Origin of the sequence: Scytonema hankhaensis NUACC26 (genome assembly GCF_045865695.1) — a bacterium.
GTDB lineage: Bacteria > Cyanobacteriota > Cyanobacteriia > Cyanobacteriales > Nostocaceae > Scytonema.
Genome location: NZ_BAACAP010000195.1, coordinates 43,593 through 70,237, shown reverse-complemented (window position 1 = coordinate 70,237; position 26,645 = coordinate 43,593). Strand labels below are relative to the sequence as shown.

Annotated in this window: 27 protein-coding genes and 4 pseudogenes; 17 read left to right on the top strand and 14 right to left on the bottom strand. The window is 41.0% G+C overall.

Translation table 11 applies throughout. The annotated features are described in order from the left end of the window. Nucleotides 1-27 precede the first annotated feature (27 nt). Nucleotides 28-306, bottom strand: a pseudogene (locus ACKTT2_RS21365) (cbb3-type cytochrome c oxidase subunit I); the annotation flags it as partial. A 116-nt stretch (nucleotides 307-422) separates the two neighbouring features. Continuing rightward, nucleotides 423-1,505, bottom strand: a complete 1,083-nt coding sequence (locus ACKTT2_RS21360; protein ID WP_407890446.1) for a cytochrome c oxidase subunit II — start codon at nucleotides 1,503-1,505, stop codon at nucleotides 423-425. A 455-nt stretch (nucleotides 1,506-1,960) separates the two neighbouring features. On the opposite strand from ACKTT2_RS21360, the gene ACKTT2_RS21355 reads away from it, so the two are divergent. From ACKTT2_RS21355 to ACKTT2_RS21345, 3 genes are all read left to right on the top strand, one after another. Continuing rightward, on the top strand, nucleotides 1,961-2,920 hold the full coding sequence (locus ACKTT2_RS21355) for a COX15/CtaA family protein (protein WP_407890445.1): 960 nt from the start codon (nucleotides 1,961-1,963) through the stop codon (nucleotides 2,918-2,920). Nucleotides 2,921-2,947: 27 nt separating this feature from the next. Beyond that, the gene (locus tag ACKTT2_RS21350) at nucleotides 2,948-3,904 is read left to right on the top strand and encodes a heme o synthase (RefSeq protein ID WP_407890444.1); all 957 of its coding nucleotides are present in this window, start codon (nucleotides 2,948-2,950) and stop codon (nucleotides 3,902-3,904) included. A 111-nt stretch (nucleotides 3,905-4,015) separates the two neighbouring features. Beyond that, complete coding sequence (locus tag ACKTT2_RS21345; RefSeq protein ID WP_407890443.1) at nucleotides 4,016-4,888, top strand: MBL fold metallo-hydrolase; 873 nt, start codon at nucleotides 4,016-4,018, stop codon at nucleotides 4,886-4,888. A gap of 76 nt (nucleotides 4,889-4,964) precedes the next feature. Here ACKTT2_RS21345 and ACKTT2_RS21340 read toward each other — a convergent pair whose 3' ends face one another. Beyond that, complete coding sequence (locus ACKTT2_RS21340) at nucleotides 4,965-5,432, bottom strand: PIN domain-containing protein (RefSeq protein ID WP_407890442.1); 468 nt, start codon at nucleotides 5,430-5,432, stop codon at nucleotides 4,965-4,967. Further along, on the bottom strand, nucleotides 5,429-5,821 hold the full coding sequence (locus ACKTT2_RS21335) for a hypothetical protein (RefSeq protein WP_407890441.1): 393 nt from the start codon (nucleotides 5,819-5,821) through the stop codon (nucleotides 5,429-5,431). The genes ACKTT2_RS21340 and ACKTT2_RS21335 overlap by 4 nt, the downstream gene beginning before the upstream one ends. A gap of 344 nt (nucleotides 5,822-6,165) precedes the next feature. On the opposite strand from ACKTT2_RS21335, the gene ilvD reads away from it, so the two are divergent. Further along, nucleotides 6,166-7,851, top strand: coding sequence for a dihydroxy-acid dehydratase (gene ilvD / locus ACKTT2_RS21330; RefSeq protein ID WP_407890454.1), 1,686 nt, complete (start codon nucleotides 6,166-6,168; stop codon nucleotides 7,849-7,851). Nucleotides 7,852-8,199: 348 nt separating this feature from the next. Here ilvD and ACKTT2_RS21325 read toward each other — a convergent pair whose 3' ends face one another. Then, complete coding sequence (locus ACKTT2_RS21325) at nucleotides 8,200-8,430, bottom strand: type II toxin-antitoxin system Phd/YefM family antitoxin (RefSeq protein WP_407890440.1); 231 nt, start codon at nucleotides 8,428-8,430, stop codon at nucleotides 8,200-8,202. A 187-nt stretch (nucleotides 8,431-8,617) separates the two neighbouring features. Here ACKTT2_RS21325 and ACKTT2_RS21320 point away from each other — a divergent pair. The 3 genes and pseudogenes from ACKTT2_RS21320 to ACKTT2_RS21310 form a co-directional block, all read left to right on the top strand. Then, nucleotides 8,618-8,719, top strand: a pseudogene (locus tag ACKTT2_RS21320) (FAD-dependent oxidoreductase); the annotation flags it as partial. 60 nt (nucleotides 8,720-8,779) lie between these two features. Continuing rightward, nucleotides 8,780-9,043 carry an AbrB/MazE/SpoVT family DNA-binding domain-containing protein gene (locus ACKTT2_RS21315; RefSeq protein ID WP_407890453.1) on the top strand — a complete coding sequence of 88 codons (264 nt, stop codon included), beginning with the start codon at nucleotides 8,780-8,782 and terminating at the stop codon, nucleotides 9,041-9,043. Then, a complete protein-coding gene (locus ACKTT2_RS21310) occupies nucleotides 9,030-9,458 on the top strand; it encodes a type II toxin-antitoxin system VapC family toxin (RefSeq protein WP_407890439.1) in 429 nt (142 codons plus the stop codon). Before ACKTT2_RS21315 ends, ACKTT2_RS21310 begins: the two co-directional genes overlap by 14 nt. A gap of 435 nt (nucleotides 9,459-9,893) precedes the next feature. On the opposite strand, the gene ACKTT2_RS21305 is transcribed toward ACKTT2_RS21310, so the two are convergent. Both ACKTT2_RS21305 and ACKTT2_RS21300 read right to left on the bottom strand, forming a co-directional pair. After that, entirely contained in the window at nucleotides 9,894-11,552 is a 1,659-nt protein-coding gene (locus tag ACKTT2_RS21305; RefSeq protein ID WP_407890452.1) for an IS1634 family transposase, read from the bottom strand. A 566-nt stretch (nucleotides 11,553-12,118) separates the two neighbouring features. Beyond that, the gene (locus ACKTT2_RS21300; protein ID WP_407890438.1) at nucleotides 12,119-13,228 is read right to left on the bottom strand and encodes an RNA-guided endonuclease InsQ/TnpB family protein; all 1,110 of its coding nucleotides are present in this window, start codon (nucleotides 13,226-13,228) and stop codon (nucleotides 12,119-12,121) included. Between the two features lie 73 nt (nucleotides 13,229-13,301). On the opposite strand from ACKTT2_RS21300, the pseudogene tnpA reads away from it, so the two are divergent. Continuing rightward, nucleotides 13,302-13,767, top strand: a pseudogene (gene tnpA, locus ACKTT2_RS21295) (IS200/IS605 family transposase). 16 nt (nucleotides 13,768-13,783) lie between these two features. Then, nucleotides 13,784-13,924, top strand: a pseudogene (locus ACKTT2_RS21290) (AbrB/MazE/SpoVT family DNA-binding domain-containing protein); the annotation flags it as partial. Nucleotides 13,925-13,964: 40 nt separating this feature from the next. On the opposite strand, the gene ACKTT2_RS21285 reads toward ACKTT2_RS21290, so the two are convergent. After that, a complete protein-coding gene (locus tag ACKTT2_RS21285) occupies nucleotides 13,965-14,123 on the bottom strand; it encodes a DUF6887 family protein (protein WP_407890437.1) in 159 nt (52 codons plus the stop codon). Beyond that, on the bottom strand, nucleotides 14,113-14,319 hold the full coding sequence (locus ACKTT2_RS21280) for a DUF6888 family protein (protein ID WP_407890436.1): 207 nt from the start codon (nucleotides 14,317-14,319) through the stop codon (nucleotides 14,113-14,115). The genes ACKTT2_RS21285 and ACKTT2_RS21280 overlap by 11 nt, the downstream gene beginning before the upstream one ends. Nucleotides 14,320-14,500: 181 nt before the next feature. Between ACKTT2_RS21280 and ACKTT2_RS21275 the strand changes: the two genes are divergently transcribed. After that, complete coding sequence (locus tag ACKTT2_RS21275; RefSeq protein WP_407890451.1) at nucleotides 14,501-14,566, top strand: hypothetical protein; 66 nt, start codon at nucleotides 14,501-14,503, stop codon at nucleotides 14,564-14,566. 276 nt (nucleotides 14,567-14,842) lie between these two features. Here ACKTT2_RS21275 and ACKTT2_RS21270 read toward each other — a convergent pair whose 3' ends face one another. After that, nucleotides 14,843-15,793, bottom strand: a complete 951-nt coding sequence (locus ACKTT2_RS21270) for an aldo/keto reductase (protein WP_407890435.1) — start codon at nucleotides 15,791-15,793, stop codon at nucleotides 14,843-14,845. A 132-nt stretch (nucleotides 15,794-15,925) separates the two neighbouring features. Between ACKTT2_RS21270 and ACKTT2_RS21265 the strand changes: the two genes are divergently transcribed. The 3 genes from ACKTT2_RS21265 (at nucleotide 15,926) to ACKTT2_RS21255 (ending at nucleotide 18,456) form a co-directional block, all read left to right on the top strand. Next, on the top strand, nucleotides 15,926-17,401 hold the full coding sequence (locus tag ACKTT2_RS21265; protein ID WP_407890434.1) for a BCD family MFS transporter: 1,476 nt from the start codon (nucleotides 15,926-15,928) through the stop codon (nucleotides 17,399-17,401). A gap of 74 nt (nucleotides 17,402-17,475) precedes the next feature. Further along, complete coding sequence (locus tag ACKTT2_RS21260) at nucleotides 17,476-18,276, top strand: inositol monophosphatase family protein (RefSeq protein WP_407890433.1); 801 nt, start codon at nucleotides 17,476-17,478, stop codon at nucleotides 18,274-18,276. Between the two features lie 33 nt (nucleotides 18,277-18,309). Then, nucleotides 18,310-18,456, top strand: a complete 147-nt coding sequence (locus ACKTT2_RS21255; RefSeq protein ID WP_407890432.1) for a hypothetical protein — start codon at nucleotides 18,310-18,312, stop codon at nucleotides 18,454-18,456. A 115-nt stretch (nucleotides 18,457-18,571) separates the two neighbouring features. Here the strand turns inward: ACKTT2_RS21255 and ACKTT2_RS21250 are convergent, their stop codons facing one another. The 4 genes from ACKTT2_RS21250 to petP form a co-directional block, all read right to left on the bottom strand. After that, nucleotides 18,572-18,859 carry a hypothetical protein gene (locus tag ACKTT2_RS21250; protein ID WP_407890431.1) on the bottom strand — a complete coding sequence of 96 codons (288 nt, stop codon included), beginning with the start codon at nucleotides 18,857-18,859 and terminating at the stop codon, nucleotides 18,572-18,574. 207 nt (nucleotides 18,860-19,066) lie between these two features. Further along, nucleotides 19,067-20,104 carry a chlorophyll synthase ChlG gene (gene chlG, locus ACKTT2_RS21245; protein WP_407890430.1) on the bottom strand — a complete coding sequence of 346 codons (1,038 nt, stop codon included), beginning with the start codon at nucleotides 20,102-20,104 and terminating at the stop codon, nucleotides 19,067-19,069. A gap of 89 nt (nucleotides 20,105-20,193) precedes the next feature. Then, nucleotides 20,194-21,294: a Get3/ArsA fold putative tail anchor-mediating ATPase NosAFP gene (locus tag ACKTT2_RS21240; RefSeq protein WP_407890429.1), complete on the bottom strand. Its 1,101-nt coding sequence runs from the start codon at nucleotides 21,292-21,294 to the stop codon at nucleotides 20,194-20,196. 144 nt (nucleotides 21,295-21,438) lie between these two features. Then, complete coding sequence (petP, locus tag ACKTT2_RS21235; RefSeq protein ID WP_407890428.1) at nucleotides 21,439-21,633, bottom strand: cytochrome b6f subunit PetP; 195 nt, start codon at nucleotides 21,631-21,633, stop codon at nucleotides 21,439-21,441. A gap of 322 nt (nucleotides 21,634-21,955) precedes the next feature. Between petP and ACKTT2_RS21230 the strand changes: the two genes are divergently transcribed. From ACKTT2_RS21230 to ACKTT2_RS21215, 4 genes are all read left to right on the top strand, one after another. Continuing rightward, entirely contained in the window at nucleotides 21,956-22,663 is a 708-nt protein-coding gene (locus ACKTT2_RS21230; RefSeq protein WP_407890427.1) for a Uma2 family endonuclease, read from the top strand. 104 nt (nucleotides 22,664-22,767) lie between these two features. Further along, the gene (locus tag ACKTT2_RS21225) at nucleotides 22,768-23,613 is read left to right on the top strand and encodes an ABC transporter permease (RefSeq protein ID WP_407890450.1); all 846 of its coding nucleotides are present in this window, start codon (nucleotides 22,768-22,770) and stop codon (nucleotides 23,611-23,613) included. 323 nt (nucleotides 23,614-23,936) lie between these two features. Further along, on the top strand, nucleotides 23,937-25,286 hold the full coding sequence (locus ACKTT2_RS21220) for an ABC transporter ATP-binding protein (RefSeq protein WP_407890426.1): 1,350 nt from the start codon (nucleotides 23,937-23,939) through the stop codon (nucleotides 25,284-25,286). After that, the gene (locus tag ACKTT2_RS21215; RefSeq protein WP_407890425.1) at nucleotides 25,283-26,584 is read left to right on the top strand and encodes a class I SAM-dependent methyltransferase; all 1,302 of its coding nucleotides are present in this window, start codon (nucleotides 25,283-25,285) and stop codon (nucleotides 26,582-26,584) included. Before ACKTT2_RS21220 ends, ACKTT2_RS21215 begins: the two co-directional genes overlap by 4 nt. The last annotated feature ends 61 nt before the right edge of the window (nucleotides 26,585-26,645 follow it).

Genomic DNA, 26,645 nt, shown 5'->3' with positions numbered 1-26,645 from the left:
TTACAACAGTTTGTTTACTCTGCACGCCACAATCCACAAGAAAATCATGATTGTGGCGTGCAGAGTAAACAAACTGTTGTAAACCTCTGGGGTGACAAAATCTACCTCTGGGGTTCGCAATTCGGTACGAACCAAGTCAGCCATTACGCCACCAATACAGTAAAAGATAAAGGTGGTAACCAAGTATTGAATGGCTATTACTTTATGGTCGGTGTTAAAGGAAAAGTAATCTCGCCAGTTTCTTTGCCCTGGTTCTTCTATCCGGGCTGGAATATTGGCTTTTTCTTGAATTTGCGCTTGTGTCATAGGAAGTATGTTTGTTTGTCATTTGTCATTTGTCCGTTATCATTTGTCCGTTGTCATTTGTCTTTTGTGTTTTACTAATGACTAATGACTAATGACCAATGACCAATGACCAATAACTAATTGTGAATTTGATGTAACAACTCGGGTTGAATTCCCATGTTATGAGTGTAAGGAGTGAGGAATTCAGAAGGAGATAATTCAGCAGGATTGACAGCAACTGCTTTGTTGAGATCTTCATTGCTAGCAACTTGCTGTTCTTGCAGCCATTGCTGGAACTCTTCTGGCTTTTGCACAACAACTTGCGACCTCATTGCACCATGGTAGGGACCACAAAGTTCAGCACAAATAAGCGGATAAGTACCTTCTTTGCTAGGTGTAAAACGAAGCTCGCTTTGTCTGCCGGGGATCGCATCTTGTTTTAAGCGGAATTCTGGTACCCAAAAAGCGTGGAGAACGTCGTTAGCAGAAATATTTACTTGGACTTCACGTCCTACAGGAACGTGCAATTCACCAGTGGTAATTCCGGTGTCTGGGTAGGTAAAAATCCAAGCATACTGCAAACCTGTAACATTAACAACAAGCGCAGGTGGTTTACCTTCATTTTCGGGTGTTGGTCCGATTGTAGGAGCAACACTTCCTACACCAGGTGCATTCCGGAGTTGAGGAATTTGGTCTGAATTGCGAACTTCTGCTGTGGCTGGATCTTGCATTACCTCAGCAGCTTTTTTCTGGTTTGTATTGGGTTCAGTGCTTGGGGGTGTATCTGATAGAGTTGCTGCTATTGCTGCTCCTGGCATTTTCATTGCTTGTGGAGTGACAGGAGCGTCGTGAACGGCATGGGGATTAAAACCACCCATTTCATTATAAACATCAAAGCTGTAAACAGATATACCAATAACGATAAGAGCGGGAATAGCTGTCCACAGGATTTCTAACGGCACATTTCCATATACTGGAGGACCATCTGAATTATCGCCTACACGACGGCGGTATTTAATGACAGAGTATATTAGAACACCTTCAACCACGAGGAAAATACCAACGGATACGGTCATCATCGCGTTGAACAAACCGTCTACTAAAGATGCTTCCTCTGAGGCTGCTGTTGGCAGGAGTCCATGATTTGTTCCAAACCACAGGCTGACTAGGGTCAACACTATGCCAATGAGTAACGTCCAGATTGTACTTGGAATTTTCACGGGTTTCTATGTTAGTGACTTTACGTTGGACTGAGCAGCATACTCACTTACTACACTAGTTCAGCCTAAGTGAGATGACGGGCAAGAGCCTAAAATTTTTATTAATTTTTAGTCTCTCTTTTTAATTATGAATAGAAAGCCGTCGTTAGATGTGCCAAAGGATGGATGTCAGCAAAGGGCAGAAATTTCAAGGATTTAAAGTGAATATTATCAATACAACGCCTGACAATTTGAAAAATCCCTAAAGCTTCAGGCAAAAAGTGACTATTGGATTCACAGTATAGTCAGAGCCGATCGCATCCCTAAATTTGTACGCTAGGGTGGAGATGGGTCAGGAATCTGCTGGAAATTTGGAGAAATACTCCAAACAAAAGCAATTGTCCGTTCAGTACTGACACTTATCACAAAATCTTGGAATCTCAATAACTCCAAAAAGTGGCCAAAAGGTATCATTCATGAGCGAATTTGTCCTAAAACAACAAAATACAACAACTGCGCCCCAACAGGTGCCACAGGAACGAATTCGTCGCTTGGTGTGGAAACTGTGTGCTGCTACCTTGATTTTGATGGCAATAGGTAGTGCTACCCGCGTGATGAATGCTGGGTTGGCTTGTCCTGATTGGCCTTTGTGCTACGGAGAACTGGTGCCAACCAAGCAGATGAATTTTCAAGTATTCTTGGAGTGGTTTCACAGGCTAGATGCAGCTTTAATTGGGATTGGCGCGATCGCACTTGCGGCAATATCCTGGTGGTACCGTCAATTCCTACCTCGCTGGCTTCCTTGGGCATCGACATTTGCCTTATTTCTCATTGTTTTTCAAGGAGTCCTGGGCGGACTAACCGTAACAGAACTTTTGCGGTTTGATATTGTCACCGCCCACTTGGGAACAGCACTGTTGTTTTTTATCACTCTGCTGGTTATTGGCAGTACACTCACTCCCTTTCAAGGGACTGGAACTGTTGGTCATTTACCATGGGTAGGCTTAAGCGCTGCTATTTTGGTGTACCTACAAAGTATATTAGGTGCCTTGGTAGGCTCTCGTTGGGCTTTACACCAGTGTTTTGGAGGTTCCCAACTGTGTACTGTAATGTACAGCCATATTATTGGCGTGGTACCGCCAACAGTAGCAACATTGACAGTTGTTTTTCTCTCTTGGCGAACACCAGCATTGCATCCAACTTTACGGCGATTGGCAAACATAGCTGGTGGATTACTCATCATACAACTTTTGTTAGGAGTCGCAACATTTCGGTTGCACCTTCAAGTTGAACCACTTACAGTCTCTCACCAAGCTGTAGGAGCTTGTTTACTGGGTAGTTTGGTGGTTTTCACAGTTTTAGCACTCCGCGACTGGGCTAGTAGCCGTGGGATCGACTCTTACCCGGAGAGTGCCAACGCAAACCCTACAAACTAAGTTGAAACATAAGGAAATAGTGCCAAAATGATCGAGACTAATGTCTCTCGCCACCACCAAACATTTCTAGAGGTTATTCATAGCTATTACCAGCTAACAAAACCCAGGATCATTCCCTTATTACTCATTACGACAGCTGGAAGTATGTGGATAGCAGCTAAAGGGGAAGTCAACCCATTGCTGTTGCTAGTCACGCTCGCTGGTGGTACTTTGGCAGCCGCAAGCGCCCAAGTTATTAACTGCGTTTATGACCGAGACATAGACTATGACATGGAGAGGACGCGCCATCGCCCTCTCCCTTCTGGTAAAGTACAGCCCCGCGATGCTTTAATTTTTGCTCTCGCACTCGCTGTTATCTCTTTCACATTACTTTCCGTGTTTGCTAACTTACTAGCCGCCTTGCTAGCAATGTCTGGTATTGTATTTTACGTACTGATTTATACGCATTTACTCAAGCGTCACAGTACCCAAAACATTGTTATCGGTGGTGCGGCGGGTGCAATTCCTGCACTAGTCGGTTGGGCGTCGGTAACTGGTACATTAAGTTGGTCTGCTTGGCTGATCTTTGGGATCGTCTTCTTGTGGACACCGCCTCACTTTTGGTCCCTTGCTTTGATGATTCGAGATGACTATGCAAAGGTTGGCATCCCAATGCTTCCCGTAGTTGCTGGCACAAAACCAACAGTGCAGCAAATTTGGTACTACACTCTAGTTACCGTAGCCGCAACACTGTTGCTAGTTTATCCTCTACACCAAAGTGGAACAGTGTATGCAGTCATTGCCCTTTGGCTGGGAGTCATATTTATACACAAAGCTTGGCAATTGTTGCACAATCCTGAAGACCGTACATTAGCGAAAGGATTGTTTCTCTACTCCATTTCTTACATGATGCTGTTATGTCTTGGCATGGTTGTTGATAGTTTGCCCGTTACGCATCATGTTATTAATGCTGTTGTAAATAAGCTGCATCTACTTGTAGGGTAAAACTTGAGTGGGAATTTAAGAGCGATCGCACTTCAATTTTTGGGCGTGCGATCGTTCTTGCTGTCATGATTTTTAGCGTTAAACTAGAAAAAACAAAATTCTTTTAATATCATGGCTCATTTAAATCTACGTCACCCTGAAAATATTAATGGCGATTTTTATGTCGATACAAGCTGTATAGATTGCGATACCTGCCGTTGGATGGCTCCATCTGTATATATAGACGTTGGAGAACAGTCAGCAGTTTATCATCAACCAACTAACGAAAAGGAAAGATTGGCAGCACTTCAAGCTCTGTTATCTTGTCCAACTCATTCTATTGGTACAGTTGAAACGCCTCAAGATATCAAAATTGCTCAACTCAGTTTTCCAATTCCAATTGAAGATAACGTCTATCATTGCGGCTATCATTCGGAAAAATCTTATGGAGGTGCTAGTTACTTTATTCAACTTCCTGAAGGTAATGTTTTAGTCGATTCTCCCCAATTTGTACCTCCTTTAGTCAAACGATTGGAAAAAATAGGCGGAATTCGCTATATGTACCTAACTCATAAAGATGATGTAGCCGATCATCAAAAATTTGCCGACCATTTTAAGTGCGATCGCATTCTCCACTCAGAAGATATTACTTCAGGGACTCGTAGTGTAGAAATACAGCTAACAGGTTTAGATCCTTTTTTACTAACTCCCGATTTATTGATTATTCCCGTTCCCGGTCATACTGAAGGACACACTGTTTTACTATACAAAAACAAATTTCTTTTTACTGGCGACCATTTGGCTTGGTCGGATGACCTCAAACAGCTAGAAGCCTTTCGAGATTACAATTGGTACTCTTGGTCAGAACAAATTAAATCCATGCGCCAACTTGCAAATTACTCATTTGAATGGGTTTTACCCGGTCATGGGCGGAGATACCACGCCGATCCTGATACTATGCGCGAGCAAATGAATAAGTGTATTGCTTTTATGACTGGGAACTAGGGACTGGGGACTGGAAACTGGTTTCCCAGTACCGATTTACCAATCTCCAGTCCTTCTAATTGGAGCGAGTCGAGCCCTATAACTTAATCTCTCTCCATATTTGAGCAGAGGCAAAACGACTTAGATGTTTGACGTTAGTGGTAGCTATAACGATGTAGCGACTGGGAAATTCTTCTTTCAGTATCTCCCACTGAGCGCAGATGATAATGTCAACATCAAGGGTCTTATCATCAGCTGTTGACATTCCTTGAAGGCGAGCTGATGCCCACAGTGAAGCGGATTGTGTTAACAGTAAGGGTGAAACAGGTAAAAAAGTTATTAATTCTTTCAGTTCATCTAAATTTTTAATACTATTAAGATGAGGCTTGCGATTATTTTCTAGAATTAGATTTCTCCTAACTTCATAATCACATAAGTCAGAAGAACAAACATAAACTCCTTGAGAAAGTAGTCTATATAACCATTGCTCACAATCACTTACTTCGCCTACTTTAGTGGGGTTAGCAAGAATTCCTAATACCCCTGAGTCTATAAAAACTATCACGATCGCGAATATAATTTCTGACCTGGAAGTCGCTCTGCATCAATTCTCAGCTTAAATTCTTCAAATAATTCTTCTCGCTCCTTGGATTCTTCTTCAGACATATTTTGATGACGTTCTATACGTTTAGCTAAAAGAGCGATCGCTTTTTGATTTTTCCGTAACTGCTCGTCTTTATCCCAAGTTGAATGTGTGGCAGTAATTTTTCCTTTGAAATCTAATTGCAAAATTTGCTTCAACGCGCTAGCATCTGGTGCTTCTAAATAAACTGGGTTGGAATACCCCTCTAAAATAAGCTCATAATCCTGGTTACTGGTATTAGTTGGAATCAATGCAACAAAACGAACTATATTCAATATTTTCCCGCTTGGGAGTTCTACTATGTTGTTCATGCACGCAAAATACATTAGCTATCTGCTCACTAGTTTACCAAAACGATGCATTCCTGACTCGCGATCGCTGCTATTGGGCTAAGTATAATCGCTCAGCTAATCGACTCAAGAGCAGTTCCTCAGCGACAGCAATAAAGTACCAGAGATCTGTCAATTTCAATTTTTTGATATTTTAAAAGTATCAATTTTGAACAAATATATATTGGACATCTTAAAAGAGTCTACGTATGATGCTTCTATAAGCGCAAACGATTTGCGATCGCCGCATAAATATAGCCACTTATTTTGCGATAATCACAAAACAAATGCATCATAGGGAAGATGACAGCACTGGGGGTAGTAAAATGTTAGAGAATTTTAGAAGCCAAGTTGTTACACAGGGAGTGCAGCGATCGCCAAATAGATCGATGCTGCGTGCTGTTGGTTTTAAAGATGAGGATTTCACCAAAGCTATTGTTGGTGTTGCCAATGGCTACAGTACTATTACCCCCTGTAACATGGGAATTAATAAGCTGGCGGAACGAGCAGAAGCGGGAGTCCGAAGCGCTGGAGCCATGCCACAACTCTTTGGCACAATCACCATCAGCGATGGTATTTCTATGGGAACAGAGGGAATGAAATATTCCCTAGTATCGAGGGAAGTCATTGCTGATTCCATAGAAACCGCTTGTAACGGACAAAGTATGGATGGTGTCTTGGCAATTGGCGGTTGCGATAAGAATATGCCAGGAGCAATGATTGCTATTGCTCGCATGAACATTCCTGCCATCTTTGTTTATGGAGGAACTATCAAACCCGGACACTATAACGGAACCGATTTAACAGTTGTCAGTGTTTTTGAAGCGGTGGGGCAATACGTCGCTGATAAAATAGACGAAAATCATTTCATGGAAGTGGAGCGCAGAGCTTGTCCTGGGGCTGGATCTTGCGGTGGTATGTATACAGCAAATACCATGTCTAGTGCCATTGAAGCCATGGGTATGAGCTTGCCTTATTCTTCTACAATGGCAGCAGAAGATGAAGAAAAAGCTGATAGTACGGAAAAGTCTGCCTTTTTCCTAGTAGAAGCCATCCGCAAGCAAATTTTACCCAGCCAAATTATTACCCGCAAATCCATAGAAAATGCTATTTCTGTCATTATGGCAGTTGGTGGTTCTACAAATGCGGTGTTACATTTGCTGGCAATTACTCGTGCTATGGGTGTGGAACTTTCTTTAGATGATTTTGAAACGATTCGCGCTCGCGTTCCCGTACTGTGCGATCTAAAACCGAGTGGACGGTATGTAGCAACAGACTTGCACAAAGTCGGTGGAATTCCGCAAGTGATGAAAATGTTACTCGCACACGGGTTACTCCACGGTGACTGCCTGACTATCACTGGAAAAACAGTGGCAGAAGTTCTCGAAGAAGTTTCTGAAGAACCACCAGCCAATCAAGATGTTATCCGTCCTTGGAACAATCCCATGTATCAACAAGGACACCTGGCTATCTTAAGAGGGAACTTAGCAACAGAAGGTTCTGTAGCAAAAATTACCGGAGTGAAGAAGCCAAAAATAACCGGACCAGCAAGGGTTTTTGAATCGGAAGAATCCTGCTTGGATGCAATTCTAGAAAAGAAAATTAACCCAGGAGATGTTCTTGTTATCCGCTACGAAGGACCCAAAGGTGGACCGGGAATGCGGGAAATGCTTGCTCCAACTTCAGCTTTGATTGGTGCTGGCTTGGGGGATTCCGTTGGGTTGATTACCGATGGACGCTTCTCTGGTGGGACTTACGGTATGGTTGTCGGTCACGTTGCACCAGAAGCAGCTGTTGGGGGTGCGATCGCTCTAGTGGAAGAAGGGGATACGATTACAATTGACGCCCATGGTCGTTTGCTGCACTTGCACCTGTCTGATGAAGAATTGGCACAGCGACGAGCTAATTGGCAAGCACCTCCACCCCGTTACACAACTGGCGTGTTAGCAAAGTATGCCAAGTTGGTTTCTTCTTGCAGTTTGGGTGCTGTTACAGATTTGAATTTGTTTTAAGCCCCCAATACAGGGAGTAGGGAGTAGGGGATACCTCGTTCCCAGGCTCAGCCTGGGAATGCAGTCAGCGAGGCTCCGCCTCGCTTAGTTGGTTGAGCTAAGAGGTATATTACGATTAATTGCCCTGATGCAGTTCAATAAACAACTAGAGCTTCAATGATTGGGTCACCTTTTTTCCAAATTGCTCGATTGATAGGGCTGGGTTGATTGCTAGGCATGACATTTCTTACGGAACCAGACAAACTCTATCTTCTCCGACGTTTTGAATTTTTGAAAATATAACTCCTCTGGAATTTTTAATTAGTTCGGAAATGATGTTTGTATCTAACAAGTATAAATAACTCATTTTTAAAGTTCAATATTATCTAAGGGTAACAATCCTTCGTCCACATCAGCAAAGTCTTCATCCAATGGTTCAAGAGTAGAAAGGGTTGCAAGGAGAGATTTTTTCTGAATAGGGGAAATAATGGCAAAGGGGACACCATTTTGTATAACAGTAAGCGTTTCACCTGTTTTTTGAGCTTGGTTAATTAGGTTTTGAACGGTTTCGGGAAGTTCTGCAAGGGAGATTTGTTTCATAGTGGTTGTTGAGGTTAAGAGATGGGAGTTTGTTGCACCTCTATTCTACCTGTAACGGAGATTTGTAAATTTGATTCAGCCTGAAAAAATCATCCTAATGAGGCATGAAAGCCATGCTACCTAATCGACCATGATTTAGACAGTTATTCAGTGTCCAAATAATCTTAGTAACTCCCAAGTTAAGCAGATGAATACAGTGTACGATGCGATCGTTATAGGTGGTGGGATAGCTGGTGCTTCATTGGCATACCATCTTGTTTGCCAAGGGATTAAAACCCTGTTGTTTGACCAACAAGATCGGGATGTGTATAATGCAATTCATGGAGAATTTATCAGACTGACGAGAATTATGGAAATCACAAAAATCTCCGATGAAGGACAAGTAATAATTCCCGAACCATTGCGGAAGTCTCATGGTTGGGAAGCGGGGCAAGAACTGATAGCAATTGATATGGGTGACGGAATTCTTTTGAAACCAAAAAAACCTTTTTTAGAAACTACATTGGATGATGTTGCTGGATGTTTAAAATATCAAGGCACACCAAAAACTCTTGAAGAAATGGAAGATGCTATTCGCCAGGGTATAGAGGAATCTTGGTATGGTGGCAGTTGATACAAATATAGTTGTACGTTTTTTGATTCAAGATGACCAATTACAATATCACAAGAGTCTAGAAATTTTTCAAACACAAGATGTTTTTATAGCTGATACTGTAATTCTAGAAACTGAATGGGTACTTAGATTTACCTATAAATTGAACCCTGTCAAGATTTGTGAAGCTTTAAGAAAACTTTTTGGCTTACCAAATGTTTATCTTAATAACGCAAATTTGGTTGCTCAATCGCTGCAATGGCATGAAGCTGGCTTAGATTTTGCGGATGCTTTTCACCTTGCCAATAGTCAAAATCATACACAATTTTATACTTTTGATGAGAAGGTTAAGCATGGGAGGTATATTACTACTGGCACTCACGACTTAAGATTAATTGCCCTGATGCAGTTCGATAAACACCTTGAGCTTCAATGATTGGATCGCCTTTTTTCCAAATTTCTCGATTGATGGGGCTAAATTGATTGCTAGGTGTGACATTTCTTATGGAGCCAGTTGCGTAATTTGGTACTGATACATCCCCCATTCCGCACCCTAGCTGTCACAAGCGGTAATTACTGAATGAAATCTTGAAAAAAAGAATAAAACTATACTGTTTTTCTTATAAAAACAGGTGAAGGAGTGTGAAAACTGGAACAGAACGCATCCAAGTCATTCTCAATTATTAGCAATAAGGCAGACACAGATTTTCTGCCGTAATTGATAGATAAATTACTATAGTGCTTTAAAGAAATTGATGATTTTACTAATATATAAGACTCACAAAAAAATTATTAGACATAATAATTTAAAGCTATTTTTCTCCAAAAAAATAGCTCTTTATTAGAGAAATTATAAATTTTCAAAATTTAATTATGTGACTAATCGATAATAACGCTGGCAGTTTTCAGGCAGTAGATTCAGAATAAAGTTTCTCTCTTGATTCCAATTGGAAACTTGTTTTTCTTCATGAAAAGTCACGAGATGAATTGATTGGAAACATTGGAATATCCACTTTAGTGTAGGATTGTCTACGGGTTGACCCAGCTGATTTTTAACAGTTAATCCTGACTCATATAAAGCCAGCCGTATTTGTCGTTGCGCTAACTTATAGACTAACAAGCATAAACCCATTATCATTGCTAATGCTTCAATTCTTTCCGGTCTTTTAAGATCAACACTATTTGCAAAAAACGATGGGTCTTTGAGAAAAGCAAATCCTCTCTCGCATGACTGCTGTGCTTTATAATGGTAAATCATAGTGCTATTGCCAAGCTGATTTGACTCTAGAACATTTGTCGCAATGATAAATCTCCCAGCACTGAGAGAATCTTGATTAATTTTATTTTCATCCTTCGTAATTGTTGCTGATATTTGATAAACATCTGACGGGATTTCCACTCCTTGTGCTTTTGGTGTTATTACAGTCACTTGATGTTTCTCAATTTGATGATATTTGAACTTTTGGGAAAGTTTTGATAATGCTTTAACCGCATCCGCTTCACAAGCCAATTTTTCGGCAGCTAACTTCTTCAATTCGCTCCGAGCTTTTTCTTCAGCTTTCAGAATTCTTTGTGAGAGCTTACGTAAATCTACTTCTCTTCTTTCTTGGCTTTGTACAACTAGCCACCTCTGTTTTATCCCACCATAATCACTTTCAGTAGCGACAAATGAATATCCTTTTAATTCGCTTTCAATGAATTTTGATTCTGGTAGTGTTGAGACTAAAGATTGTGCCGATTTTAGGCTTAACGGCACTCTACATAACCATTTCATCTGCGACATAAGTTGTAGATTGGCTTCTGTATATAAAGCACAATCTGCCACTATTAAACTATCTAATTGGATTTGCTTTTTATACTCAGTAGCTATTTCTCCAAAGTACGAAGAATCTACTCTATTTCCAGATGCTGTTTTAAAAAACCAGGGGATATCTGCATCTCCCGTACAAATTAATTCTATGAAAAACTGTTTTAAATCTGGTCTATGATCTCGCGAGTATCCATAGGTAATATTTATCGCCTGTTTGGATTTTAACTGTGATTCTTCTGGCTCGGATTCGGATTCATTTTTGGAATTCTCAAATATGACTTCTGGTAAAGGTGTTTTATATTCTCCATGTACGTGGATTGATGATGAGTCTAAGTGTGATGTTGTTATCTGTATTTTAAACTTCTTGACAACATTTAAACTAATTGCTAAGAATATTGTTTCTAATCCTTTCAAAAACATTTTATCCATGACTCTGCCGAGTTTATCATCATTTAAATATTCGGCTTTGACTCCCTCACCTATTAAATGCTCACAAGGGATTGATTCAAAAAATTTGGGAAACATATATAAAGGTTGAGAAACAAATCCTAATCCATTTAAAATCATGGCTTTCACAACATGACCCGCACTTACCTTTTCATCTTCTTCTTTTCCCAATGTATCATTGATAATTTCTACTAATCCAATGGCGTCTACTATTCCTGCTACTATCCCTAAATGGTCTATATTTTGTATAGACATCTCTTCAACATTAAACATAATACCAGAATTCTCCTCAGCAATTCTGGTTTGATTTTTATACATTTCTTTTGAGAAAACTTAAATTTTTCTATTTCTTTTATTTTCTTGACTCAATTCTTAAAGGAATTGACTTTAGTACTACAACGAGAGATCGAATTTGGTGCGATCGCGAACCATTGTTCTGTAAGTTTTTGAGCGCTCACCCCAAACTGGAATCAGCGCCTGCAATCTTAATTGCTTCGTCAAAGTCTCGTTGTAGTACTAGAGCACCAATTCAGTAAAAGTGCTTGACGTAAAACGCAAAATATGGAGGTTATTAAAATCGGCGATTTTGGCGTTATGTTTTAATGCCATCGCTAAAAACCGAACCCAAATATTTAGTCCAAAATCAGCGTTTTTCCACTACACACATAATATCGTTTTTGTCAACGTATATTAATGGACTGGCGCTCTAGCTTGACAATGGGAATATTTATCCCCCAAATAGGGATTTTAATGCTATCTTTTCTCAATAGTTTGATTACATTCTTTTCTTGACTTAGTTATTTTGTACTATTTTTTTGAGAGTTTTTTGTCTGTGACAGTTAGGGTGCGGAAGGGGGGTTTAAGATTCGGATGCCTTCATTCCGTATATTCAGCGCTGCATTCTCATCTCTGTCGTGACAAGTTTTACAGGATGGGCATTCCCATTCCCTGATATCCAAGGTTAATTTGTCAACAACATGACCGCAATTTGAACACATCTTAGAACTGGGGAAAAATCTGTCAATCTCTATTAGTTGACCACCTTTACGTTTCAGCTTGTAGTCAAGAAAATTGACAAACATTCCCCAACCTGCATCCGAAATTGATTTGGATAACTTACGGTTCCGTACCAGCCCCTTTACGTTGAGGTTTTCAACTGTAATGATTTCGCTTTCATCAACAAGCTTTCTTGATACTTTATGCAGAAAGTCTTGACGGGAATTTGATACTTTTTCGTGAACTTTCGCTACCAGTTTTTTAGCTTTAGCGCGAGACTTACTACCTTTCTTTTTACGCGCTAGCTTCTGTTGCTTCCTAGCTAGATTTTTCTCATGTTTCTTAATATGCTTGAGATTTGAATATTTTGTAACCTCTGTACCATCATGTACAATTGCAAAGTCTTTAATCCCAAGGTCAATACCAAGAACCTTATCGTCTATGAATTGATTTTCACCATCTTCTGTCTCACACAGAATAGACGCAAAGTACTTGTCTGTAGGTGTTTTACTGATAGTAACAGTCTTGATAACTCCCTTAATTTCTCTGTGAAAAACAGCTTTAACTATTCCAATCTTAGGAATGTTTAAGCAATCTTCAATGACCCGAAGATTTTGAGGATACTGAATTGATTGCCTGTGATGCTTAGACTTAAACTGAGGAAAACCTGCTCTTCCTTCAAAAAAGTTTGTGTATGCTTTATTTAAATTGATGGCAACACACTGTAGGACAGAAGAGTAGCAATCAGTTTTTAACCAAGGATGCTCAATCTTTAATTGCGGCAGCATCCCTTTGTAAGTCTTCATCGGTAATGATTTACCTGTTTGTTCATAGTGCTGAATACAAGCATTTAAAGAATAATTCCAGTACCATCTTGCACAGCCAAAAGACTTGGCGAATGCTTCTTCTTGTTCAGTTGTTGGGTACAACCTTACTTTGATTGCATTCAACACTTTAATCACCTCCTTTAAATGAGTGTTGCTATAATAGACTATAGTGATTGTAACAACATTCGCTGAAAAAGTTGTGAAAAATGATTTCTTCTCAATCATGTCGGTCAATCAGTGACTTAAAAGCCCATCTCGTACTGACAACCAAATATCGACGCCAAGCCATTACTGGCGAGATGTTGAAACGTTTGCACGTTATCCTTGAAGACTTGTTGGTTAAGTGGGATTGTAAACTAGTTGAGTTTAATGGTGAATCTGACCATGTACACGTGCTGTTTCAGTATCATCCAGATTTGCAATTAAGCACGCTGGTCGGAAATATTAAATCAACAACCTCCCGTAGACTCAGGCAAGAATTTGCAGAACATCTGAGCCGATTCTATTCTAAAGATGTTTTTTGGAACGGGTCTTACTTTATCGCTAGTTGCGGTGGCGTGACCATCTCAACCTTAAAACAGTATATTGAAGCCCAAGACAGTCCAAAGATTTGCCCGGTCATTCATCCCACACTTCCCCTTCGGGGTAAGATGTGGGGCTTCTGACCGATTAAGCTAAATTATGGAAATCACAAAAATCTCCGATGAAGGACAAGTAATAATTCCCGAACCATTGCGGAAGTCTCATGGTTGGGAAGCGGGACAAGAACTGATAGCAATTGATATGGGTGACGGAATTCTTTTGAAACCAAAAAAACCTTTTTCCCTTTCCTGCCTTACTATACGAATTCAAAAGCAGTTGACTACTGTTGAGAGTTGATGCGCTTACTTAATTCCAATTCTAGCTCTTCCAACGTGACTGACTTCGCATTTGCCTTTATCCTGTCAGATAATTCATAAAATGCTTCTTCATCATCTGAATGCTGCAATACATAAGTTCTTAATTCAGCTTTACTCATCATTTTGAAATCCGGTTTGATCATAACTTACATTTCCTTGTTTATCTACAGATACATCAATTTCCTCACCTGATAAAATCACTAAGTCTCCATTCCGCCGATCTATCCTCACAAGAGTCACTGGTTTGAGAAATATGTTTGTTAGCAAGTGGCTCAGTCGATATAACTGTTGTAATTGCTTAAACGTAGGTTCGTCCAACTTCACCTCCTATTTTGGCACGAACAACTGCTTTTATGATTGTATAGATTGTTGTTTCAGCTACTCTCAGAGCTTTTACACTATTTTAACTTTATTCTTTGGAGGAGTCGATCCGTTCATTCCACGCGATCGCATTCAGTAAATTGAGTCGCGGTTCCGAGAACTTGGCAAAGACTATATCTTGAAAGTTTATCCTGATGCCGGTCATGGTTTTTTCTGTAACGAACACTCCGACTACAACCTTTAGCGGCAGAAGACGCTTGGCATCAACTTACACAAATATTCAACTTTCTCTTGTGGTGCGAAGAGCAGTGCGTTGCGGGGGTTCCCAGAGTTGAAGCAACTGCGGGGCGTCTCGCCCGCTACTAGTAGTAAGACGGGCGAGGACGCCCGTCCCACAAGATGGATAAGTCCCACAAGATGGATAAGTCCCACAAGATGGATAAGTCCCACAAGATGGATAAGTCCCACAAGATGGATAATTTATCTCTTGGAAATCCCTAATCCAAAATCTAAAATGGTACTATCTCAACCAAGGGCGACTAACTTCTTCTAACTGCTTAACCTCATCATCACCTAACTTCCAACCTAAAGCTCCTGCATTTTGTCGTACTTGTTCGGCTGTTTTGGCTCCTGCAATAGGAATAACATTACCTTGGGCAATTAACCAGTTGAGAGCAACTTGGGCGGGAGTTCGTCCGTGCTTTTCTCCCAACTGACGCAGTACGGATATTACGGGTTCGATCTTCCGCAAACCTTCTCGGCTAAATCGAGGGTCTATCCTCCTCCCATCTTTAAAATCATAAGTGCGATCGCTTGTATACTTCCCTGTCAGCAGCCCCTGAGCGAGTGGGCTATATGCCAGTATTGTGACACCTAATTCACGCGCCGTATCAAAAATACCATTACTTTCAATTTGACGAGTCAGTAAGGAATAGCGGACTTGATTGACGGCTAAAGATACTCCGCGAGCAGCTAATAGCTGGTGAGCTTCCCGCATTTGCTGTGCTGAGTAATTACTGACACCTACAGCTTCAATTCTTCCGTGTTTCACCTCATCTGCCAAAGCATTCATGAGGGTTTCTTGACTCATAAAAAAGGCGAAGGGCCAATGGACTTGATACAAAGCAACTCGCTCCACTTGCAGGCGTTTCAGGCTTTCTGTGAGAGCATCAGCAACAGACTGACCCGTAAATCGCCAAGGCGCGGGACCATATTTGGTGGCAATTTGCACCTGTTTATCGGTCTTCTGCATGAATTGCCCTAAAAATTTTTCAGACACTCCAAATCCATAAACTTCAGCAGTATCAAAGAAGGTGACCCCCGCTTCTAATGCTGTCTCAAAAGCTTCTTGTAACTCCTTTGAACCGTAGTTGTTACCATAATTCCAAAAGAGTTTGTCACCCCAAGCCCAAGTTCCAATGCAAAGGGGTGTGACGGTTGGACCTTGCTGTCCTAGCGCGATACTTTCCACAGTTAATTAAACTTTATATTTACACTTCTTTATACTTAAAGTGTAACTTCTCAGAAATTGTTTACGCACAGCCAATAGGTTGAAATAAGGTTATTGTGAATTAATATTGGGATCTATCGTTGGTAGTGGGTTATGGCAACCAGTGATTTTTCACCCAATCCTCAGTCCGATAAGTCAACATTAGAATCATTGCCCAAGGTCAACCTATTCACGATGTTTCGCTTGGGCTTATTTCAGATGGGGTTGGGCATCATGTCGGTTCTCACCTTGGGAGTGTTGAATCGGATCATGATTAATGAATTGGCAATTCCAGCGACACTTGTAGCAGGTACGATCGCAATGCACCAGCTTGTGGCACCGACAAGGTTGTGGTTTGGACAACTGTCTGATGCTAAACCTTTTTTGAACAATCACCGTACTAGTTACGTGTGGGTAGGTGCGGCTCTATTAGCGATCGCGGCTTTTCTTGCGGTACAAGTGACTTGGCAATTAGGTGCTAGTTTATACGCCGTAGGTTGGACGGCTCAAACCTACGGTTGGATTGCGCTGTTAGCCGGAATTTTTGTTTTTTACGGGGTAACGCTGAGTTCGAGTTCCACTCCCTTTGCAGCACTACTCGTCGATGTTTCTGATGAAGATAATCGCTCTAAATTAGTTGGGATTGTTTGGTCAATGCTCATGGTGGGCATTGTAATTGGAGCTATTACAAGCTCAAAGTTACTACCCGCAGCCACGACTTGCCAAGAAACAGCAAGAGCGGTATCTTTGTACAGTCAACCCGCACAACTAGCCGTATTACAAAATTCTATTAACCGTTTGTTTTTCATTTTGCCAGCTGTTGTTTTTGGGTTAGCAGTGCTAGCAACAGCTGGTGTTGAAAAAAAATACTCTAGATACGGCATACGTTCTACAGTTACAGAAAGAGAAGACCAAATTACTTTGACTAGAGCACTGAAGGTGTTAACTGCTAGTCGGCAAACTGGTTTGTTTTTCACATTTTTATTAGTGATGACTATCAGTTTGTTTATGCAAGAAGCTGTGATGGAACCTTATGGCGGTGAAGTCTTTGGAATGTGTGTTTCAGAAACAACACGACTGAATGCTTTTTGGGGAACGGGAACGCTGATAGGGATTGGATCGACGGGCTTTCTCATCGTTCCACGTCTGGGCAAACAAAAAACTGCCATGTTAGGATGTTTTGCAGTTGCTTTCACCATGGCGTTTATCATCCTATCGGGATTTACAGGTAATGATAAATTCCTACAAGGATCTTTACTGCTGTTTGGTTTGGCATCAGGTGTAACCACAACAGGAGCAATTAGCCTGATGCTAGATTTAACTGCAGCCGAAACAGCCGGAACATTCATTGGTGCTTGGGGTTTAGCGCAGGCAATCGCAAGGGCATTAGCGACAGTGAGTGGTGGTGCAGTACTCGATGTGGGGAAATTTTTATTTGCTCAAAAAGTACTGGCATATGGTTTGGTGTTTGGACTGCAAGCAATCGGAATGCTTACCGCAATTTGGTTCTTGACGCGAGTGAATGTAAAAGAATTCCAGAACAATGCCAAGCAAGCGATCGCTTCTATTTTAGAAAGCGATTTAGATTGATGTTATGCGTGCTAATGGCTAATTGCTAACGGTGCTATTAGCTATTAGCTATTAGCTATTAGCCAATTATTTGTATGAATGAATTTTGGACAACAATTATAGACTTTGCCCAAACAACAACTGCTAGGGTAGGGAAGCAATTAATGCAAGATTTTGGGCGAGTACAAGCGTCCCAAAAAGACGATGGTAGTTTGGTAACGCAATCGGATAAATGGGCAGATCGGGAAATTCGAGATGCGATCGCGTCTCTTTTTCCAGATTACGGTATTCTTTCTGAAGAAGGCAATAAGGTTTTTTCCGACACAGAATGGTGTTGGGTGATAGACCCTTTAGATGGTACGACAAACTTTACTCGTGGCATTCCCATTTGGGGAATTTCATTGGGTTTGCTATACAAAGGAACACCAGTTTTTGGTTACGTTTATTTCCCACCAATTGGTGAAGCTTTTCACGGTTTTTGGAGAGGTACATCTGGTTTAGATTTGCCAAATGGAGCATTTCGCAACTACCAACCTGTCCGTATAAGCAATGACGATCCCAGTCCCAATCATTTTTTCAACCTTTGCTCTCGTAGCACATCGGTCATGCAAAAAGATTTTCCTTGCAAAATTCGGATGTTAGGTGTGGCTAGCTATAATTTTCTAACTGTTGCAGTCGGTGCAACATTAGGTGGGGTTGAAGCGACACCAAAAATTTGGGACTTAGCAGGAGCCTGGGTTATTGTTCAAGCTGCAGGTGGTAGCTGGGTGTCGCTTGAGTCTGAACCTTTTCCTTTGAAATCGGGTGAAGATTATACAACTAAATCTTTTCCAACTTTAGTTGTGAGTCGTCAAGATTTGATTCCCTTGTTTTCACGATTTGTTGTTAATAGTTAGTAGGTTGGGTTGAGGAACGAAACCCAACATTTCATGGCACCATCGAGAACCAAACCCAACATTTCATGGAGCGATCGAGAACGCCACGTTTGCACTGAACTTATTAAGATTACGATCGCTTGCTCTAAATTTTGTGTTTACGACCCCGACCTTAGCAATACAGGTATTATTGCTTATTGACAAATGGTATTTAACCTTAATCTCTCACGAATAAACGCTACCCAACATTGAATTGAATTGTTGGGTTTCGTTCCTCAACCCAACCTACGCAATATATTTGGTAATTTAAGATTTACTAATAAAGCATAGGATTTGTTTTTGGTTGATAATCCAAACAAGTTATGGCTTCTTCTGTGTTAGCAATAGCAGGATGGACAGTGCATTTGAGCCGATAGTCATTGGTAAAATACTGACAGCCAACACAAGGAATTTGATGCATCTGCTTTGCTGTACTTACACTGTCTCTTGCTGCTGTCCAAAGACTCCAAGCAACGGTAATAGTTAACGACCAAGCACACAGAAAGCAAATAGGTACTATAAAAGGTTGAATTGCGTGAAATAAATAATTGAGTAGTTCAGGCACGGTAAATCTCTACCATTTTGGATTTTAGATTTTAGATTTTGGATTGGGAAAATCATATGTGCCTCCGAACTTAATTCGGAGGTTGCTTACACTTTAATTCTCACTCCTAACGTTCAACGTCTAACTGTGGAGGTATAAACTAAACGCCAGTAAGACCAATACTGGTCACTGGTCACTGGTTACTGGTCACTGCTGTAGAGGTATAAATTAGATACTAGCATGACCAATAGCTAAACCAGCAACAAGCATTCCTAAAACGAGAAATGGTTGAGCACTGGCTTGATATTTTACGTCATTCTTTAAGGGGTCGCGCAAGAAATACATATCCTGAAAGACAATCTGTGGAATGATGAGCAATACAAGAATGGCGGCGTATAAATTTTCATGGAGGTAGACGAGATAAGCAACGACTCCTGCTTGAAACACATCAATCATAACGACGCATATCCAGGCTGCTGTAGTTACGCCAAACATGACGGGTAGCGATTTTAACCCAAACTGGCGATCGCCTTCCACGCTTTTGAAGTCATTGACAATGGCAATCCCTAAACCTGCCAAACTATAAACTACGGTGAAAACGACAATTTTCCAGTTGAGTTCGCCGAATAAAGCATGACCGGTACACCAAGGTAAGGCGATGTAGCTAGCTCCCAGGGCATAGCCTCCGAACCACCCGTTTTGTTTTAATTTGAGAGGGGGAGCAGAGTATATGTACGCGATGAAAGAACCAAATATAGCCAGTACGGTGATGTTGGGGAAGTCATGACCAGCCCAAACATCGAGTACAAATGCTAGGGCGATACCAGCTATGAGTAAAACAAGAATTTGTGTAATGACTTGGGGTAAAGGAATTGCGCCGGAGGGAATTGGGCGGTAGGGTTCGTTGACGGCATCAATTTCGCGATCGTAGTACTCATTGAGAGTTTGGGTATAACCAGCCAATAGCGGTCCGGCTAGCAACATACAAGCTGCTGACTTTAACACGTTTTCTAATGTCCACGTGTAGTTACCGGAGGAAGCAGCCCCACAAACAACACCCCAGATTAAAGGAATCCAGGTAATGGGTTTCATCAGTTGCAGGCGAATTTTCCAGATAGAAGTTTCCCCAGGTGCTGCTCCTTTCATTCCTAGCAATTGCCTGGTTTTTGCGCTGCGATCTGCAATTTGGACTTCTTCTGTCGGTGTTTCTGTAGTTGAAACTTGAGGTGAATTGGGGTCTGGGGTAATAGGTGTTGATTCAGTCATAATACGTGTTTGTTAGTTGTTGGTTGTTAGTAGTTAGTGGGCAAATAACCAATGACAAATGACCACTAACCACTAACCATTCCCAATACTTAAAATGAGATTATCAAATAATTATTTTGAAATTTTGCACCAGTTATGGGTTTGCCACTGAGGGCGGGGGGGAGGGAAATATTCCTTCGTTGGTCTCCTGCTTCTACTGTGACTTCTGGTCCGTATTGGGTGAGTTTGACTTGTTTTTTGTCAAATCCGGGCAAAAATAAGCGGACTTGCTTGGCAGTTACGTCTATTTCAATAGGTTTAGGTGCTTTGATGGCTTGCTCGACGAAATTGGGTAGAGCATCTATTAGAGGTTGCCAATCTCCTGTTTTGACATTAGGTACTACACTCACTGAGAGTGGGGCAAATTGCTCGCTCCAGTTAGTGGTGGTGTCGGATGATGTGATGATGATTCCACCAACGGTTAAACCGATTTGTTGCGAACTTCCCCAAAGATAGCGAGTTGTTGCGACTTCAATAGGATCGTCGGTGGTGACTAGAAAAGCGGCAATTCTTTTGGGGTCTGCTAGAGCAGCTTTTCCTCTATCTAAAAAATTGTTGACTTGGTTGGTTGGTTGGGCAAAGTTATCTGCTGTCCAATTGATGTTAAAGAAAGTGCTTATCAGTGGTTGAATTAAGGGGGATTCGGAAATTGTTCTTCCTAAATCAGAATTTACAAACAATTGTCGAAATCGTCTGACATACCAACTGAGGGACTCTGGCATTCCTAACATCCGCACGGTGGTTGTGTCTCCCGTGCCATCGTAGATGATAACGTCATATTTGCCGCTTTCGTCGTACTCTCGGATTGCGTTTAAGGCGAGAGCGCTATCCATTCCTGGCAAAACTGCCAGTTCTTGACCGTATACTTCTTTTAAGATGGGGGTACGGAGGTATTGCGCTTCAAATTTTTTTACTTCTTCCCAACTGCGTTCTAGAAGGACTGCGGCTTGCAATTGTACGACTTGCAAATTGGGAGCGATTTCTTGGGGGTTGGGACTTAGGGTGGTGTCTAGCAAAATTGGCAGCGCTGGTTCTGCTTGTCCTGCTAGGAGTACGCGATTGCCTTGGCTGGCTAGTAATTTGGCAGATGCGATCGCAACTTTTGTGCGAGCCGAACTGCCCTTGCCCAAAAATGTCAATATGAGGGACATTACTTGATTCCTAATTTATACCGCCGTTTCTTTTAACTCCAACTTAACACTGGCTTATAGCTGTTTACATATCCCAAGTTCTGAGTTTGGCAAGCCCTCAACTGAGGGCATCTGCACCAACAGCGAACGGGGATGGAGTTCCGTTTACTGCACAACTTTGATTTCATCTTCAAAGAACCAGGTGGCATAGTTGTCGTCAAATTTCACGACGACGCCAACACCACGTCCATCAGTTACTTTGTAGCCTTCAATGATGCCAACTTGTCCGAGCCTTTGGGCAATAGGGGCAGAAACGCGATCGCGTAAACGGAATACCTTAACTTTTTGTCCAATTTCCATGCTAGTTTACAAAACGATAAACCAAGACTCAGTTTAGCTGAATCTGGTACTGGAGTTAATGGTTTGGGGTCAGTCGTTAGTGGTTAGTTGTTAGTAGGGGCGCAAGGCATTGCCTCTGTACAGTGGTTGGCTTAGATCCCCGACTTCTTGAAGAAGTCGGGGATCTTGTGGAGCGAGTACTAGTACAGTAAGAGGTAAATAAGCCCGTTGTTGAACACGAGTCAAAAGCTTACAATACAAGCTTTTACACCTTCTACTTCTCTCTTCTGCCCTCTGCCTTTTTGTACTAGAATGACATTAATCAATAAGCAGGTATAAGCAAATGTTTGTCACAGCGCAACAGCTAGAACAACAGATGCCGGATGCGACACGGCTATTAAGTGATGAGCCAGAAATGGAAAGCTCGTTACATTATATGCAGCTACTGCTGCTTGTCAGTTGTTTGGAGTGGCTGTGGCGCGAACAGAATGATTTCTTTATTGTTACAAATTTAACCGTCTACTTTAGTCGCCAACAGTTGAAGAATAAAGAGTTTAGAAGACCGGACTTTTTCCTAGTGAGAGAAACAGAAAAACGTCCCCGCACTTCCTGGGTAGTTTGGGAGGAAGATGGTCGTTATCCAGACTTGATTATTGAATTACTTTCTGACAGTACAGCTAATGTAGACCGAAAATTGAAAAAGAATTTATATCAAAATCGTTTTCATACTCCTGAGTATTTTTGGTTTTCACCAGAAAGTTTGGAGTTTATAGGTTTTGAGTTGGTGGGTAACCAGTATCAGGAGATTTTACCAGATGCACGGGGATGGCGTTGGAGTCAAGTGCTAGGTCTGTATTTAGGTGTAGAGTCTGGGAAATTGCGTTATTTTACACCTGATGGGGATTTAGTACCAACACCTGAAGAAGCAGTGACTGTAGCACAACAACGAGTAACAGAGACAGAAGCGCTGTTAGAACAAGAACGGATGCGATCGCAACAGTTAGCAGAGCAGTTACGATTATTGGGAATCCATCCTGACAAGTTGCCATAGACGTGGGACAATAACTTATACAATAGGAACTTTCATTGAAAGTAAGCTTCATTGAAAGAAATTTGGTGTGTAGGTAGCAAAAGAGGAAGCTAAAGTTGTTGCATATGCGAGGAGCGATCCGAAAGGCAGGAAAGCTAAGGCGCATTTTGCCAATCCATGAAAAGTGGTGGGCAAAGTTCGACTTGCTCAGAATTTTGGTACGACGTGACCTAGAAGCACGATACAAGGGTTCGATATTAGGCAATTTTTGGCCTTTGTTAAATCAGTTATCACAGTTACTGATTTACACTTACGTATTTTCCGTAATACTTAAGGTGAAGCTGAACCTAAAGGCTTTACCAGATAATAACTTCACCTTTGGTTTGTGGTTATTTGCTGGCTTACTACCCTGGATTGCTTTTAGTGGTGGTTTGATACAGGCGGCAAGTTCGGTGGTAAGTCAGCCGAATTTAGTCAAAAAGGTGGTCTTTCCGCTTGCTTTATTACCACTGATCTCAATTTTCTCGGCGTTCATTGAAAGTTCTTTTGGTTTAATGGCGTTGATTGTTTTTGTAGCAGTCAATTCTCATACTTTACCTAGTACATTAGCGCTACTCCCTTTAATCTGGCTGCCACAGATATTATTAACAGCCGGGTTGGCTTATTTGGCGGCGGGATTAACAGTTTTTTTACGTGATATTCCTCAAACTTTGGGAGTTCTTTTGAATATATGGATGTACTTGACACCAATTATTTATCCAGCGTCAGCAATTCCACAAGAATGGCGAAATTGGGTGTTTTGGGTTAATCCGATGACAGCAATTGTAGAAGTTTACCGGGATCTAGTTTTAGTGGGGGAGGTCAAGCACTGGGGTGAGTGGGGGGTTGCTTCAACGATCGCAATTGCGGTCTTTTTTGGCGGCTTCTGGTGCTATCAACGCTTGCGCCCTGGTTTTGCAGATGTACTGTGAGCTTTGTCAGATGGATAGGATAGAGTCAATTGGCAAGCCGCTCCAGATTATTTGCCATTAGAAGTGAAGAAATGATTTGGTTGATATGAAGGGAACTTTTGAATTCTAATAGCTTCCTAAATTACAGATTATTTTTTAAGGAGTGATAGAAAAAGCAGCATTGTATTTAAGTGTAAATAGTATGGCAGGTAAAATGTATTGCTAGCGTTCTTAAATAGACTAGGGGATGGAAATCTCTGGTAAAGGTAGTAGTTTTTACCAAGGGTATCTGAGACTACATCTATAATATGGCGAAAGATTCAGGTAAAATACCTTCAAAGAGTATGACAAAAGAGATAGCAATTTCCCTGAAAAATGTCTCAAAGTGCTTTAAGCGCTATGTTCATCCTGTAGATAGACTCAAGGAACTTTTGTTACCTGGGAAGAGTAGAGCAGATGTATTTTGGGCACTACAAGATATCGATCTGGAGATTCCCAAGGGACAGACGGTAGGAATTGTGGGGCGAAATGGCTCTGGAAAAAGTACGCTATTACAAATCATTGCTGGCACATTGACACCAACAACGGGAGAAGTACAAGTTAAAGGTAGGGTGTCAGCACTGCTAGAACTTGGTAGCGGATTTAACCCAGAGTTTACGGGACGGCAGAATGTGTTTTTTAATGGGCGGTTGCTAGGTTTAAGCCAACAAGAAATTGAAGATAAGTTTGATGAAATCGCTAGCTTTGCCGACATTGGAGACTTTATAAATCAGCCTGTTAAGACTTATTCTAGCGGCATGTTTGTCCGCTTGGCATTTGCAGTTGCAGTGAATGTCAATCCAGAAATTTTAATTGTTGATGAAGCACTCGCTGTGGGCGATGTGGTGTTTCAACATCGATGTATGAGACGGATGCGAGCTTTGATGGATTCTGGAGTTACAACTCTGTTTGTCTCGCATGATTCGGGGGCGATTAAGACTTTGTGTAATTGGGCTGTTATGATTCACGATGGGCAGTTGTATACTTCAGGATTGCCCAATAGAGTCATTATAGACTACATGAAATTACTAACAGAACTAGAATTGGAATTATCACCAGTTGATGTAGAAAGTCAATCTAGCGATCGGTATAATTCCGTTGACTTACGCTGTAATGGAGTTTATGTTAACTCCCAATCTAGCAATGTCAAACTGACTCGAAGAGGAAATGGTAAGGCTGTTATAGAGGAAGTGAAGCTCCTGAATGAATCAGAAGAGTTTACTAGCGAAAGTCCTATTTTTGGGTTTAATGAAGAAGTCACGTTGCTCATTAATCTAAAAGTCAATCAACCACTTCAAGGATGTATTATTGGTTTTTATATTTGTGATAAGAATGGTAATGAAATTATTGGAAGCAATACTCTTGAAGAAAATCAGAAAATTGGGAAATTATCTCCAGGAGATAGGCTAGAAATAGAATTTAAATTTAAGTTACCTGTTCGACCTGGTTCTTATAGTCTAACAGTAGCAGGAACTGAAAACTATACAAGTATGACTTTTGATTGGATAGACAATGCAATGGTGTTTCAGGTACTAACACCTAGTACAGGGAAGCTAATTCATGCTTTAGTAGAGCAACCAATGAAAGTCAATATCATCCACGAAAAAAAATTGACAACTAACATTAAAATTGGAAAGACGAATATTAAGGTATGACTTTAACTGACAGTTGGAAAAAAGATTATCCATCCTACCAAGAACTTGCTGAGGATGAATTGGACGAAAATCATAGTTTAAAGAAAATGTTCCACTTGGTAGGCGAAAACAAGCAGGTAATAGATTTTGGTTGTGCAACTGGTTACTTTGCTCAGCTCCTATTGAAAAAGGGATGTAGAGTAACAGGAGTTGAGATTAACCCAGACGCAGCAAAAGCTGCTGAAAGATATTGCGAACAAGTCATCGTAGCTGATTTAGATTTTGTGTCTATAACTGAAGTGCTGGAGGGTCAAAAATACGATATAGCTGTTTTTGGAGATATTTTGGAACATTTAAGAGATCCGTGGAGAGTTTTAGAAGAAACACAGCACATATTAAAGCCGGATGGATATGTGGTAGTGTCCATTCCCAATGTTGCTCATGGAGCAATTCGTTTGTCATTGTTACAGGGTAGATTTGAGTATTCTGAACTAGGAATTTTAGATTCTACACATTTAAGATTTTTTACACGCAAAACAGTCGTGGATCTGTTTAAGCGTTCGGGATACTTAATTGGTAATATTGATTGTACTAAAGTACCAGTTTTCTCTGATAATCTTCTATTACCTCATATTGATAGAAATGACTTCAGTGTAGAACTTACTCAAAAAATAGAACAAGATGCAGACGCAGATACTTTTCAATTTATTATACGTGCATTTCCATTATCACTAGAAGGTCAATATGCAGCTTTAAATGAGCACTATTCTCAAATAATAAATCATTTGCAAAACACTCAAGTAGAACTCGAGCAATCGCGATCGCAATTGCAAAACACTCAAGTAGAACTCGAGCAATCGCAATCGCAACTGCATAACACTCAAGCAGAACTCGAGCAATCGCAATCGCAACTGCATAACACTCAAGTAGAACTCGAGCAATCGCAATCGCAACTGCATAACACTCAAGCAGAATGGGAGCGTTCCGAGTCAGAAGCGCAAAACACTCAAGTAGAACTCGAACAATCGCGCTCGCAACTGCATAACACTCAAGCAGAACTCGAACAATCGCGATCGCAACTGCATAACACTCAAGCAGAACTCGAGCAATCGCAATCGCAACTGCATAACACTCAAGCAGAACTCGAACAATCGCAATCGCAACTACAACATACTCAAGCAGAACTCGAGCAATCGCGATCGCAACTGCAAAACACTCAAGCAGAACTCGAACAGTTAAAAGTTACGATCGCCGCAATGGAATCTAGTAAATTTTGGAAGTTGCGGAAACAGTGGTTCAAGCTGAAAAAAATTGGTTAATTTGTTAAATAATCTTAAACAAATTGTTGTAAATATAACTGCTATAAATTTAGATTGATAC

What these genes read in the sequence shown, in the direction of transcription:
- ACKTT2_RS21355 (WP_407890445.1), top strand. Translation starts at nt 1,961, where the DNA reads ATGAGCGAATTTGTCCTAAAACAACAAAATACAACAACTGCGCCCCAA.
- ACKTT2_RS21285 (WP_407890437.1), bottom strand. Translation starts at nt 14,123, where the DNA reads ATGATGAGTAAAGCTGAATTAAGAACTTATGTATTGCAGCATTCAGAT.
- ACKTT2_RS21215 (WP_407890425.1), top strand. Translation starts at nt 25,283, where the DNA reads ATGACTTTAACTGACAGTTGGAAAAAAGATTATCCATCCTACCAAGAA.
- ilvD (WP_407890454.1), top strand. Translation starts at nt 6,166, where the DNA reads ATGTTAGAGAATTTTAGAAGCCAAGTTGTTACACAGGGAGTGCAGCGA.
- ACKTT2_RS21225 (WP_407890450.1), top strand. Translation starts at nt 22,768, where the DNA reads ATGCGAGGAGCGATCCGAAAGGCAGGAAAGCTAAGGCGCATTTTGCCA.
- ACKTT2_RS21325 (WP_407890440.1), bottom strand. Translation starts at nt 8,430, where the DNA reads ATGAAACAAATCTCCCTTGCAGAACTTCCCGAAACCGTTCAAAACCTA.
- ACKTT2_RS21350 (WP_407890444.1), top strand. Translation starts at nt 2,948, where the DNA reads ATGATCGAGACTAATGTCTCTCGCCACCACCAAACATTTCTAGAGGTT.
- ACKTT2_RS21265 (WP_407890434.1), top strand. Translation starts at nt 15,926, where the DNA reads ATGGCAACCAGTGATTTTTCACCCAATCCTCAGTCCGATAAGTCAACA.
- ACKTT2_RS21220 (WP_407890426.1), top strand. Translation starts at nt 23,937, where the DNA reads ATGACAAAAGAGATAGCAATTTCCCTGAAAAATGTCTCAAAGTGCTTT.
- ACKTT2_RS21230 (WP_407890427.1), top strand. Translation starts at nt 21,956, where the DNA reads ATGTTTGTCACAGCGCAACAGCTAGAACAACAGATGCCGGATGCGACA.
- petP (WP_407890428.1), bottom strand. Translation starts at nt 21,633, where the DNA reads ATGGAAATTGGACAAAAAGTTAAGGTATTCCGTTTACGCGATCGCGTT.
- ACKTT2_RS21305 (WP_407890452.1), bottom strand. Translation starts at nt 11,552, where the DNA reads ATGTTTAATGTTGAAGAGATGTCTATACAAAATATAGACCATTTAGGG.
- ACKTT2_RS21335 (WP_407890441.1), bottom strand. Translation starts at nt 5,821, where the DNA reads ATGAACAACATAGTAGAACTCCCAAGCGGGAAAATATTGAATATAGTT.
- ACKTT2_RS21240 (WP_407890429.1), bottom strand. Translation starts at nt 21,294, where the DNA reads ATGTCCCTCATATTGACATTTTTGGGCAAGGGCAGTTCGGCTCGCACA.
- ACKTT2_RS21345 (WP_407890443.1), top strand. Translation starts at nt 4,016, where the DNA reads ATGGCTCATTTAAATCTACGTCACCCTGAAAATATTAATGGCGATTTT.
- ACKTT2_RS21310 (WP_407890439.1), top strand. Translation starts at nt 9,030, where the DNA reads ATGGTGGCAGTTGATACAAATATAGTTGTACGTTTTTTGATTCAAGAT.
- ACKTT2_RS21260 (WP_407890433.1), top strand. Translation starts at nt 17,476, where the DNA reads ATGAATGAATTTTGGACAACAATTATAGACTTTGCCCAAACAACAACT.
- chlG (WP_407890430.1), bottom strand. Translation starts at nt 20,104, where the DNA reads ATGACTGAATCAACACCTATTACCCCAGACCCCAATTCACCTCAAGTT.
- ACKTT2_RS21315 (WP_407890453.1), top strand. Translation starts at nt 8,780, where the DNA reads ATGGAAATCACAAAAATCTCCGATGAAGGACAAGTAATAATTCCCGAA.
- ACKTT2_RS21255 (WP_407890432.1), top strand. Translation starts at nt 18,310, where the DNA reads ATGGCACCATCGAGAACCAAACCCAACATTTCATGGAGCGATCGAGAA.